10 protein-coding genes and 1 pseudogene are annotated in these 12,445 nt (G+C 62.1%); 4 read left to right on the forward strand and 7 right to left on the reverse strand.

From position 1 onward, the window contains the following. Both U4Y91_RS34205 and ansP read right to left on the reverse strand, forming a co-directional pair. Positions 1-462, reverse strand: a 462-nt coding sequence (locus U4Y91_RS34205; protein WP_321808775.1) for a circularly permuted type 2 ATP-grasp protein, incomplete at its 3' end; no start/stop codon positions are given. A gap of 68 nt (positions 463-530) precedes the next feature. Beyond that, positions 531-2,021: an L-asparagine permease gene (gene ansP, locus U4Y91_RS34210; protein WP_321808776.1), complete on the reverse strand. Its 1,491-nt coding sequence runs from the start codon at positions 2,019-2,021 to the stop codon at positions 531-533. Between the two features lie 351 nt (positions 2,022-2,372). On the opposite strand from ansP, the pseudogene U4Y91_RS34215 reads away from it, so the two are divergent. Then, positions 2,373-2,881, forward strand: a pseudogene (locus tag U4Y91_RS34215) (error-prone DNA polymerase); the annotation flags it as partial. A gap of 23 nt (positions 2,882-2,904) precedes the next feature. Here the strand turns inward: U4Y91_RS34215 and U4Y91_RS34220 are convergent. After that, positions 2,905-3,171: a hypothetical protein gene (locus U4Y91_RS34220; RefSeq protein WP_321808777.1), complete on the reverse strand. Its 267-nt coding sequence runs from the start codon at positions 3,169-3,171 to the stop codon at positions 2,905-2,907. 660 nt (positions 3,172-3,831) lie between these two features. Then, positions 3,832-5,253, reverse strand: coding sequence for an aldehyde dehydrogenase family protein (locus U4Y91_RS34225; protein WP_321808778.1), 1,422 nt, complete (start codon positions 5,251-5,253; stop codon positions 3,832-3,834). 183 nt (positions 5,254-5,436) lie between these two features. Between U4Y91_RS34225 and U4Y91_RS34230 the strand changes: the two genes are divergently transcribed. Next, positions 5,437-6,132 (forward strand): SDR family oxidoreductase, encoded by a 696-nt coding sequence (locus U4Y91_RS34230; RefSeq protein ID WP_321808779.1) that lies wholly within the window; start codon positions 5,437-5,439, stop codon positions 6,130-6,132. Positions 6,133-6,223: 91 nt separating this feature from the next. Here U4Y91_RS34230 and U4Y91_RS34235 read toward each other — a convergent pair whose 3' ends face one another. The 3 genes from U4Y91_RS34235 to U4Y91_RS34245 all read right to left on the reverse strand — a co-directional run bounded on the left by U4Y91_RS34235 (position 6,224) and on the right by U4Y91_RS34245 (position 9,640). Beyond that, positions 6,224-6,946: a GntR family transcriptional regulator gene (locus U4Y91_RS34235; protein WP_321808780.1), complete on the reverse strand. Its 723-nt coding sequence runs from the start codon at positions 6,944-6,946 to the stop codon at positions 6,224-6,226. Between the two features lie 67 nt (positions 6,947-7,013). Beyond that, entirely contained in the window at positions 7,014-8,006 is a 993-nt protein-coding gene (locus tag U4Y91_RS34240; protein WP_321808781.1) for a zinc-binding dehydrogenase, read from the reverse strand. Between the two features lie 20 nt (positions 8,007-8,026). Further along, a complete protein-coding gene (locus U4Y91_RS34245; protein ID WP_321808782.1) occupies positions 8,027-9,640 on the reverse strand; it encodes a GMC family oxidoreductase in 1,614 nt (537 codons plus the stop codon). 277 nt (positions 9,641-9,917) lie between these two features. On the opposite strand from U4Y91_RS34245, the gene U4Y91_RS34250 reads away from it, so the two are divergent. Both U4Y91_RS34250 and U4Y91_RS34255 read left to right on the forward strand, forming a co-directional pair. Beyond that, entirely contained in the window at positions 9,918-11,411 is a 1,494-nt protein-coding gene (locus U4Y91_RS34250; protein ID WP_321808783.1) for a sugar ABC transporter ATP-binding protein, read from the forward strand. Continuing rightward, positions 11,411-12,406, forward strand: a complete 996-nt coding sequence (locus tag U4Y91_RS34255; protein WP_321808784.1) for an ABC transporter permease — start codon at positions 11,411-11,413, stop codon at positions 12,404-12,406. Before U4Y91_RS34250 ends, U4Y91_RS34255 begins: the two co-directional genes overlap by 1 nt. Positions 12,407-12,445: the final 39 nt, after the last annotated feature.

A 12,445-nucleotide genomic window follows, 5' to 3' on the forward strand; every position in this document is an offset into this window, starting at 1 on the left:
CAGCACGTAGAACTGGTTCTCGGCGGTGCGCACGATGTCGACGCCGATGATGTGCGTGTAAACGTTCCCGGGCGGCCGGAAATCGATCATCTCCGGGATGAACGCCTCGTTGTGCGCGATCAGATGCTTCGGCACGATGCCGGCGCGCACGATTTCCTGGCGGTGATAGATGTCGTCGAGGAACGCGTTGAGCGCCATCACGCGCTGCTCGATGCCGAGCGACAGCCGGCTCCATTCCGCGCCCGAGATGATGCGCGGCACGATGTCGAACGGAATCAGGCGCTCGGCGGCCTGCGCGTCGCCGTACACGGCGAACGTGATGCCAGTCCTGCGGAACACGCCTTCCGCGTCGTGGGCCTTCTGGGCGAGGCTTGCAGGGTTCTGCGTGTCGAGCCATGCCTTGACTCGCGAGTAGGGCGGGCGAACCTGATCGCCTGCAAGCATTTCGTCAAACGATGCCATTGAATTTTCTCTTTTTCTGCGAGGCGGCCTGCTTCGGGCCGCAGGCCGTCCCCCGATTGCGCGTCGGCTTAGTTGTCGCCCTTCTCGAGCACTTGCTGTGTCAGCGTGACCGACGGAATCGTCGGCTTGAGCAACCCACGGCGCGCGCGGCTGCTCAACCACTTCCAGCCGGCTACGAGCAGCAGTGCGACCAGCGGGATCGACGCGATCGTCCACGTCCCGTTCGGGTAGTCGAATGCCATCAGCACCAGCACGCCGAGCAGGAACAGCAGCGTGAGCCACGATGTGACGGGGGCGCCCGGCATCCTGAACGGCACGTCTTCCACCTCGCCGCGCCTGACCGCGGCGCGGAACTTCATCTGGCACACGACGATGAAGCCCCACGTGCTGATGATGCCGAGCGACGCGATATTCAGCACGATCTCGAACACGCTCGACGGCACGAGATAATTGAGCAGCACGCCGACCACGTAGATCGCGACCGTCACCAGAATGCCCGCGTACGGCACGGATTGCGCGCTCATTCGGCCGAGGAACGCCGGGGCCGAGCCGCCCATCGACAGCGAACGCAACACGCGTCCGGTCGAATACAGGCCCGAGTTGAGGCTCGACAGCGCCGCCGTCAGCACCACCAGGTTCATCACCGAGCCGATGCCCGGCACGCCGAGCGCGCCGAAGAACGTGACGAACGGGCTCTGGCCCGCCTTGTACGCGCTCCATGGCAGCAGGCAGACCAGCAGAACCACCGACGCGACATAGAAGATCGCGATGCGCCAGATCACGTTGTTGATCGCGCGCGGCAGCACCTTGCGCGCGTCCTTGCATTCGCCGGCGGCCGTGCCGACCAGCTCGACGCCCGCGAACGCGAACACCACGCCCTGCACCAGCACCAGCGCCGGCATCAGTCCGTGCGGAAAGAAGCCGCCGTTGTCGGTGATCAGATGCATGCCGGTGTCATGGCCGGCGACCGGCACGCCCGTGCCGAGGATCACCGAGCCGATCGCGAGAAACAGCACGATCGCGGCGACCTTGATCAGCGCGAACCAGAACTCCATCTCGGCGAACCACTTCACGCCGATCAGGTTCATCGTCGCGACGATGCAGAGCGCGACGAGCGCGAAGATCCACTGCGGCACGGCCGCGAACGGCGCCCAGTAATGCATGTACAGCGCGACGGCGGTGATGTCGACGATGCCGGTCATCGCCCAGTTCAGGAAGTACATCCAGCCCGCGACGAACGAAGCCTTCTCGCCGAGGAATTCTCGCGCGTACGACACGAAGCTGCCGCTGCTGGGGCGATGCATCACGAGTTCGCCGAGCGCGCGCAGGATCAGGAACGAGAACGCGCCGCACACCAGATAGACGATCGCGAGCGCCGGTCCGGCGGCCTGCAGACGGCCGCCCGCGCCGAGGAACAAACCGGTGCCGATCGCCCCGCCGATCGCGATCATCTGCACCTGTCGATTGCCGAGGGTCTTGTGGTAGCCGGCTTCGTGCGATTCGAGCCAGCTGCGTTTGTCGGTTTCGCCCGTTGTCGACGGTTCGGGAATCGATGCCATGACGGTATCCTCGTGCGCGGATGTGATTGGATTCATCCCGATCGCGAGGCGACCGGGACCACCGGTACCGGAGGACCAGGGTGCGGATTCAAGCGCACCCATCCTGATTGCGATTCGCCGATCGTGGCGAAAAGCGCGGTATGTCGCGAACTTATTCAGCCGTAATTCCCATCACAAACAGAATGCGAATTTGGACTGAGCCTGTTCGAATTCCTGCATATGGGCCTCGGCCGTCGCGCCGCAAAGTGCGTCAGCGGGCTCGTCGCGTGCGACGCCGCATATCGCGCGTGCGCGATTGTCGTTTCGATTTTTCTATTTCCGCTTCCGACCGGGACTCATGCTGGTTCAGGGTCACTTTGGCTCGACGCGGCTGCGGTGCCTGATCGAGATCGGCTGCGCGGCACCGCGCGCGATGACGCCGTGCCGGCATTGCCTCAAGCATCAGAGGGCAAAGAGATCGCGACCGACTATCGTGCGATGGGCTTCACGCTCGGCAGGCATCCGCCGGCGCTGCTGCGCGACCGCCTCGCGCTCGATCGCCTGCAGTCGGCCGGCAACCGGCGACGTTGCGCAGCGGACCGCTCTCGCGCGCGTGCGGATTGGTCACGGTACGGCAGTGGCCGGGAACGGCCAACGGCGTGCTGTTCATGACGCTCGAAGATGAGACGGGGCAGGTCAACGTGATCCTCTCGCCCGGTCTGCTGGAGAAATTTCGGAAGGAAGCGCTCGGCGCCGCGATGTTCGCCGTCTACGGCGTTTGGCAAACAGGGGGAAAGGTACGGCATCTGATCGCGAGCAAGCGCGTCGACAGAGCCGAACTACTCGGGGCACTGCCGACGACGTCGCGGGAGTTTGGTTGAGGAGTTAGCCGACGAAACCGCTGCTATCCATCAGATGGTATTGCCTCAACCCAAATAGACGCGCCCGGATGATGCATTGCGATCGTATCGATATTACAAGCGTCTTGTTCAATGTCCGGCAGCGATTCCGGTGCAGTGAAGACCGTCACGTTGCCCCCTTTCGCGCGAAGATCTTGACAGAAGTCGTCGGTCACGACGCCGTATCGAATCCATAGCGCCGCAGCCGGATGCGACGGGAAGTACCTCAGAAAGTCCGCGATGCCATCCTTGCTTTTTGCATAGAAAATCATTTCAGTTCACCAGTTTTGGATGGGCAAGGGTACATGTCGCCAGGAAGAGATACGGCTGGATGTGGGCAAAAATATGCGTCCCGTCTCGTGAATTCATCCACATCCGAGTACCTGGGAGACCCTCGTTGATTATTCAATGCGTGGTGGCTCCGTCGACATGGCTTGCTCTGAAACGCTTTGTCATCTTGAAATCATGGACTTATATTCAAAGATAACTCATTGAGACCGCGGACATCTTTTCTCCGAGACAACAACAGCTGTGGGCTCGCAGAAAAGTTGTCTTTGAGCCCCTCGAAAAATCAGGCGGTTGGACAACGCTTCTGAGACGACTGCATACCGCTCATCTCAGAAATGACTACAACGAGTCCGACCTCACATGGCGCTCGCGGATCACACGCCGTGCGAATTCACCCGGCAATACTGCCTTCGGCCTACGACCGAAGGCTCATGAAAGGCCGGACACTACGCTCGCCACCGTCCAGGAAATCCATACGGTTCAAATCCAGCCGGCATCGTCTACCTAACTGTCCGGATGTGCGCGGGCATCTCTGCATGCGGACGCCCGGCATCATCGATATCGCTCCGGAGCTCCACGAATCTCAATATAGCCAGGCTGGCTGAACCTCGTCCTCACACGTTCACGAGCATCGACCTGGCATTTCATCCGACCGCGTTGATGACCTTCGTTTCCAGGTAATCCTCGAAACCGAACGCCCCCCACTCGCGCCCGTTCCCCGACTGCTTATAGCCGCCAAACGGCGCATCGAAAGACTGATCGGCGCCGTTGAGACTCACCATACCGGCACGCAGTTCGCTTGCTACGGATCGTGCCAATTCCGCATCGCCCTGCAGATAGGCCGCAAGTCCGTACGGCGTGTCATTCGCAATGGAGATGGCTTCGTCGAGACTCCGATACGGGATCATCGTCAAAACGGGGCCGAAGATTTCCTCACGCGCGATACGCATATCGTTATGCACATCGGCGAACACCGTCGGTTTGACATAGTAGCCGCGCTCGAGACCAGCCGGCGCATCCGGCCCGCCGGCGACGAGCGTAGCGCCTTCATCGATCCCCGCCCGGATGAGAGCGCGGACCTTTTCGAACTGAGCGTGCGATGCAACAGGGCCGATATGGCTGCCGTGCTGCTCAGGACGACCGACCTGAATGCTGTTGGTCACCTCACGAGCGATTTCGACAGCCGCCGCGTATTCGCTCTCGGGCACGAGCATGCGTGTCGGGGCGTTGCAAGACTGTCCGCTATTAGCCATGCAATGACGCACGCCTCTCTCGACGGCCGGACGCAGATCCGCGCCTTCGAGAATGATGTTCGGCGATTTGCCGCCCAGTTCCTGGGTTACCCGTTTGATCATTTGCGCACCCACCGCGCCGATCGCGCTGCCCGCGCGGGTCGAACCCGTAAACGAAATCATGTCGACGTCAGGATGCGCCACAAGCGCCGCGCCCGCAGTCGCACCGTCGCCGTTGATCATGTTGAACACGCCAGGCGGCAAATCGAGTTCTTCGATCATTTCGGCCCACAGCAGCGCGCTCAGCGGCGTGACCTCGCTCGGCTTGAGCACCATCGTGCACCCGGTTGCAAGGGCGGGCACCACCTTGCACGCAATCTGGTTGATGGGCCAGTTCCACGGCGTAATCAATGCACACACGCCAACAGGCTCACGAACTACTGTCCCGCCGGAGACTGCCTGCTGGAAGCGAAACGTCCGCAGGGCGTTGATCCCAGCTTCAATGTGCCCTTGCCCGGTTCGGGCCTGAGCCGCTACAGCGAAATCGATCGGCGCACCCATCTCGAGCGAGATGACGCGCGCCATCTCGTCGTAGCGACGATTGTAGATCGACAGCAGTTTGACGAGCCACCGCTCCCGCTGTTCGACGGCGGTTCGTGAAAATTCGCCGAACGCAGCTTTTGCGGCGGCTACCGCGCGATCGACGTCGGACGCGGAAGCTGCGGCAATCGTCTCGATGATCGATTCGTCCGCCGGGTTTTCCACTTCGATATGCGCGCTCGATTCAGGCGCTTGCCAGTTGCCCGCAATGTAGAACCGCTTCGCATTGGTCATTTGAGTCTCCAGTTGTTGAATTAAGAACGTGGTTCAGTCTTACCGTCATCACATTTGCTGCATCACATCCAAAGATGCCCGTGACTTTTCTCCTCCTCTGCCGTGATCGGTCCGTACGCTTGTGCGCGCCCGCATCCGGGAATATGATGCATCATATATCTCAATTTCACAGGAGGAAAGTCCATGACGAAAGTTGCTGTAGTAACGGGTGGCGGCACCGGTATCGGCCGTGCGATCGCCGAGGAGTTCTTGCGCGCGGGTCTGCGCCCCGTGTCCGTCGGAAAGGACGTGGACGAGGATCTAGATCCGGCGATCGAGTTCCGGCGAGTCGACGTGACGTCAGCCGCTGAAGTCCGCGATGCGTTCGGCGATCTGGCGCAGCTTCACGTGCTCGTCAATGCCGCCGGAATCATCCTCCACGATCGCGCGGAGTTCGATTCAGCGGGTTTTAGAAAAGTGGTCGACGTCAATCTGAACGCCTGCCAGCTCACGACCGAAGTCGCGCTCGACAAGCTTTCCGCGGTGCGCGGCTGCGTCGTCAACATCGCATCGATGTGGAGCTTTTTCGGCTCGGCCCGTAATCCTGCCTATACGGCAAGCAAGGCCGGTGTCGTTGGCTTGACGCGCGCGCACGCCGCTGCGTTCGCGGATCGCGGGGTGCGCGTCAATGCAGTGGCGCCGGGCTGGATCGAAACGCGACTCTCTGCCGGAGCGCTGAACAACCCCGAGCGCAGCGGTTCAATTCGCGCGCGTCTGCCGCTCGGGCGCTGGGGGCAGCCTGCGGATGTCGCCAAGGGCGTGAAATTCCTTTGCTCGGCCGATGCGGAGTACATCACGGGGGTCGTCCTTCCGATCGACGGCGGATTCAGCATCGCGTGACGGAGCAGTAACAATGGGCGGCGGCGCTATGCCGCCGCGTGCATGTACTACCCGCGTGGGCGGCATTGCAATCGAATCGCGTGTCGGCTGGTTACGAAGCCGCGACTTCGCCACGCTCCCGCTCTGCCATCCATTCAAGCAGCACGCGCTGGCCCCATTCGATATCTTCCTGGATCGCTTGCGATGCCCCTTCGGGATCCCCCTTGCGCAGCGCGGCCAGCACGCGATAGTGAGGATGCGAACGATTCGATATCTCGCGCCGCGGCAGATGCGAATGAAACGTGTGCAGCAGCGGCCCCATCCGGACCCACATGGTTTCCACGGTCGCGCTGAGCGTGGGCATCCTGGCTGCCGCCATCAATTCGAAATGGAAGTCACGATTGCGCTCCGCGGCCTCTGAAGGGCTCGCGGCAACTGCCTCGATGAATTCGTCGTGTGTCAGGCTCAGGTGGCGGATTTCCTTTGGGGTAATGCGCTGCGCCGCCTGTTCCGCCGCCGCACCCTCAAGCAGGCGCCGCATGAGCTGAATCTCCGCAACGGTATCGGCATCGAGCACCGGCACCACGATCGAGGTCGCCGCGGTCATTTCCAGGGCCTGTTCGCTGACCAGGCGGAAAATCGCCTCGCGCACCGGCGTGATGCTCGTGCCAAGTTTTTCGGCAAGGTCGTTGATACGCAACCGGTCGCCAGGCGCGTACTGACCGTTCATTAATCGGGAGCGGATCTCTTCGTAGATGCGTGACGAGAGATTGCTCTTTTCGACACGGGCGAGTGGCTTCATTCTGATAACGGGACGGAAAATGTTTTCATGCATGATACATCACGCTCCATCGCCACAACAGGCGGCGCCGATGTCGGAGCTTGCGGCACGCGCACTGGGCTTAGTCGAATACGGCGACGGGCCGGCCGTGCCCGGTATGGGATTTCAACGATTCCAGTGCCTCGGGCAAGCGCGACAGCGACATCGGCTCGATCGGCAGCGGCGCCAGTGCACGATGCAGCACGTCTGTGAGCAGACGCTCTCCCGCGTCGACCAGGGTGCGCCAATGCGCGGCCGACCCGTGTGTGTGCAGTGCATTGAGGGCCACTTCGTGCAACGAGATCGCCGTCGTGAACGGCGCGACCGGCGATGCCTCCAGACGGTCCTGAATGCAGACGAGATGGCCGTTCACGGTGATGAAGCGGGCAAGTCGGGCGGCATGCTGACCGCTCACCGTGTCAAACACGGCGTCGAACGGCCGACGCGATGAAAAGGCACTGCTTCCGATGTCCGGCAACAGACACGTCGAAGCGCCAAGACGCGCCATGCGCTCGAAATGGCGTGAGTTGCATATGACCGACACGCTCCAGCGCGCCCGCACGGCGAGCTGAACCAACAGCGTGCCGACCGCGCCACCGGCACCCGTTATCAGTGCCTCGCCCCCGGCCCGGTGCGGCACTTTTTGCATGGCTTGCCACGCAGTCAGCATTGGGCAAGGCAACGCCGCGGCCTCGGCAAAGCTCAGGCCCGGCGGTAAGCGCAACAGTGCCCGTGCCGGCACCACGGTGTACTCCGCAAAACTCCCGTCGCGCGCGAGCGACTGGTGGTAGGTCACGCGCACGCCGAGCCATTCCTGTTGTATGCCCGCGCCTACCGAGACCACCTCTCCCGCCCCGTCAACGCCGGGTATGTGGCCCGGCCGCCATGCCGGCGCCCCCCAACCGATGAACTTCCAGTCAACAGGATTCAGCCCTGCGGCGCGGTTTCGCACGAGTACTTCTCCAGGCCCCGGCACGGGCCGCGCGGCCCGCCGCCAGGCGAGCGCAGAAGGCGCGCCGGCGATCTGCCAGGTCCAGGCGCCCATCGTATCCGTCGTGTGGTTCGTGCCGATCATCACGCTATCGTCCGACATCGCTACACCACCGTGTCGAGTGCTGCGCTGTTGAGGGCCGTCTTGCCGAGCGCGTAGTCCGCGCCCTTCTCGCCGATCATGATGGAAGCGGCGTTCGTATTGCCCGAGACGAGGTTCGGCATGACCGAGGCATCGATCACGCGCAATCCGTCGATGCCGCGCACGCGCAATTCCGGATCAACCACTGCGTGCCCGTCCACGCCCATCCTGCACGTGCCGACCGGGTGATAGACGGTTTTCGCGCGCTTGCGGATGTAGTCCATCAGCGAGGCGTCGGTTGCGACGCTCGCGCCCGGCAGCGCCTCCTCGCTCGTATAAGTGCGCAAAGCCGGTTGCGCGAGAATCTCGCGCGCCTTTTTCAGGCCGGCTACAGCGAGGCGGCGGTCCTCGGCGTGCTGGAAGTACTTCGGATCGATCCACGGCGCGGCGCCCGGATCCGCGCTCCGCAGGCGAATCTCGCCGCGGCTTTGCGGACGTAGCACGCACGGATTAATCGTCGCGCCGGCCGACTTCACGTGGTCCTGATCCAGGTCGAGAAACACGATCGGCACGAAGTGCATCTGGATGTTGGGACGCTCTTCCGGCGCATCGACATTGACGAACGCGCAGGCTTCGGTCACGTTCGATGTGACGGGGCCGCTCTTGAACAGCAAATATTGCAACCCGTTCTTCAGCGTATTGGCGAAGCTGTCCTGGCCGTAATAGCCGTAATTTCCGGTGCAGTAGGACACCGCCGGAAACTCGATATGATCCTGCAGGTTCGCGCCGACACCCGGCAGATCCTGCACGGTCTCGATGCCATGCCGTGCAAGTTCGTCCGTCGCACCGATTCCCGAAAGCAACAGCAGGCGGGGCGACTGTACGGCGCCTGCCGACAGGATCACCTCCTTGCAGCCCTTCTCGCGAACGACCTCGCCGTTGCTGACGTATTCCACACCGACCGCGCGCCCCGCCTCGATCAAAATTCGGTCCACGCGCACGCCGGTACGGATGGTCAAACGTCCGCTCGCCTCGGCTTTACGCAGATAAGCCACGGCTGCGCTGCACCGCCTCTTATCGCGTGTCGTGATCTGATTGAAGCCTACGCCGTTCTGTCGCGCGCCGTTGAAGTCGTGCGTAAAAGGAATGCCGGCCTGCTGCGCGGCACGCACGAACGCCGTCGACAACTCACATCGCTGCGTGAGATCGGAAACGCCAAGCGGCCCGCCAACGCCGTGATACCGGTCGTTGAGTCGCTCGTTGTCCTCTGCGCGCTTGAAGTACGGCAACACCTCGTCGTAAGACCATCCGCAGTTGCCCAGACGAGCCCATTCGTCGTAGTCCTCCTGTTGCCCGCGGATATAGATGAGCGCGTTCACGGAGCTGCCGCCGCCCAACACCCGGCCTTGCGGCACGATGCGCGGCCGGGCGTCGAGCCCTGTTTGCGGCTCGGTTTCGTAGTGATACAGCAGATCCGTCGACAGCAGTCTCGTGAAACCCGCGGGAATGTGCACAAGTGGATTCCTGTCGCGCGGCCCCGCCTCCAACAACAAAACGTTCGCGCCGGCCTCGATCAGTCGGCCGGTCACAGCGCTGCCCGCCGAACCGCCTCCGATCACGATGTAGTCGTATGTCAAGGGTGTCTCCAGTGTCTGGTTCTGGTGTTTATTGAACGGGCGCAGCCTCGTTGAACGACATATCGCTACAACCCGCCTAACGATAATATATGATGCATCATCATAGAACAACAACCATCCCGCCGGTAGGCTTCGCCACTTAGGGCAAATACCCATCTAAGTCGGCCGGTCACGGATATATGATGCATCATGTATAGAAAATTCAGCACAAGAACGTTCGTTCGCTTTGAAGCCGTGATGGGCCTCGCCGAACGCAAACAGGATCACAGAGGAGACGATGAGCAACCATCTGGTCATGCGCAACATCAGCAAGCACTTCGGCGGCGTACAGGCGCTACGCAACGTCAGCCTGGAGGCGCACGGCGGTCAGGTGCACGCGCTGATGGGCGAAAACGGAGCGGGCAAATCGACGCTCATGAAAATACTGGCGGGTGCGCACACGCCTGACGAAGGAGAGATCCTGCTGGATGGTCGCCAACTTGCGATCGACAGCCCGCACGCCGCACAGGCACACGGGATCTCCGTCATTCATCAGGAATTCTCGCTCGCAAAGCATCTTTCAGTCGCGGAGAACATCTTTCTCCACGACCTCGGTGCAGGCACGTCGATCATCCGCTGGGCGAAACTGAAGGCGCGCGCCCGCGAACAACTTGCTGCGCTCGGCTTCGGTGAACTGGACGTGTCGCGCCCCGTATCAACGTTGTCGGTCGCCGAGCAGCAGATCGTCGAGATCTGCAAGGCGCTTTCGCGTACGTCGCGCGTTCTCGTATTCGACGAACCGACCGCGGTGCTGACGGCGCGCGAAACCGCGCGCCTGTTCGCCCTGATCGAACGGCTGAAACGCGATGGCGTATGCATCATTTACATCTCGCACCGACTGGAAGAAATCTTCCGGCTATGCGACAGCGCCACCGTGCTCAAGGACGGCGCCTTCGTTAGCACGGTACGCATTGCCGACATCGACGAAAGCCGTCTCGTTCAGCTGATGGTGGGCCGCGAGCTGCAGGATCTCTTTCCGAAGCGCGACACGTGCATCGGCGATACGCGGCTGGAAATAAGCGGCCTATGCGCAGGCGAACGCGTGCGCGACGTCTCGTTTCACGTGCGCGCGGGTGAGGTGCTGGGCTTCAGCGGCCTCGTCGGCGCAGGCCGAACGGAGACGATGCGCGCGATCTTCGGCGCGGACCGCAGGAGCAGCGGCCAAATACGGGTCGACGGTCGTCCGATCGCAAAGCTGAAGCGCCCCCGCCACGGCATCGAAAGCGGTATCGGAATGCTCCCCGAGGACCGCAAACAGCAAGGCGTGCTCCTGAACATGCCGATCCGCGCAAACGCGATGATGACACCGCGCAACACGCTCGCGCGCCTGCTCTGCATTCTCGATCATCGCGCCGAGCGCGTGCGTACGCGTGAACTGATCAAACAGCTGCGGGTGAAGGCGCGCGACACCGAGGTCGACGTATCGACGCTCTCGGGCGGCAATCAGCAGAAAGTCGCGCTGATGAAGTGGCTCTCGAACGGCTGCCGAGTATTGATCCTTGACGAGCCGACGCGGGGCGTCGATATCGGCGCCAAGATCGAGATCTATCACGTCATCAACGATCTTGCACGCGCCGGCGTCGCCCTCATCGTGGTCTCCTCCGATATGCCGGAGATCATCGGTCTGTGCGACCGCGTGCTCGTCATGCGTGCAGGCCGTATTGCGGGCGAACTCAGCGGCCCCGCCATCAACGAAAAGTCGCTGATATCGCTGGCCATGGGAGTCAAGTAATGGAAGGAATCATGCAAACGCAGCGCACCGATGTCCCGCTCCTCCGCGGCCTGGTGCGCCATAACGCGTTGATCATGCTGATCGTGCTGTTCGTTGTATCGAGCGTCATGTCACCCGCGTTTCTGAGCCAGGAAAACCTCTATAACCTGCTCCGGCAATTGACACCCCTGTTGTTCGTCAGCCTCGGCATGTTACTCGTGATCAATACGGGCGGCATCGACCTGTCGGTGGGGTCGATTGCAGCAGCCGGCGGCCTGCTGGTCGCCATGCTGGTCCCGTCGATGCCGTTCGGCGGCACGCCCGGGCTCCTCCTCGCGGTCGCGCTGGCCGTGATGCTCGGTGCGCTCTTCGGAGCGTTCAACGGGGTACTGGTGACCGCCTTCGGGCTCGCGCCATTCATCGTGACGCTTGCCATGATGACCATCGCACGCGGAATCACATACATGATGTCGAACGGCCAGCCGACAATGCTGCCGCTCGATCTGCCGGCGGCTGAATGGCTCAATGAATTCGGCAGCGGAAGCGCCCCCTGGATCAACGTGCCGTGGCCGGTCGTACTCGGCGTGGTCGTCGCGCTGCTGTTCCACTTCTTGATGATCTACACCACATTTGGACGTATGGTCGTCGCGACGGGCAGCAATGAAACCGCCGTGCGGCTGGCAGGTATTTCCGAGCGCGGTTACAAGTTCTGCGTCTACGTGATTTCCGGTGCACTGAGCGCCGTCGCCGGCATCGTTTTCACGGCACGCACAGGTGTTGGCACACCGATCACTGGAATCGGCCTGGAACTCGACGGCATCGCCACGTGCGTGATCGGTGGCGCGTTGCTCTCCGGCGGGAAGGGCTCGGTTCTCAACACCGTGATCGGCGTGCTCGTGCTGGGGCTAATCGGCAATGTGATGAATCTCATGAGCGTGCCTGTATATCCGCAACAGATCATCAAAGGCGCGATCATCGTTCTTGCCGTGCTGGTTCAACGCATCGGCCAAAGCTAAACCCCTTCCCCGTTCACCGGGCCGCCACGCGGCCCTCTC

It is taken from the genome of Burkholderia sp. BCC1993 (assembly GCF_905339865.1).
Lineage (GTDB): Bacteria > Pseudomonadota > Gammaproteobacteria > Burkholderiales > Burkholderiaceae > Burkholderia.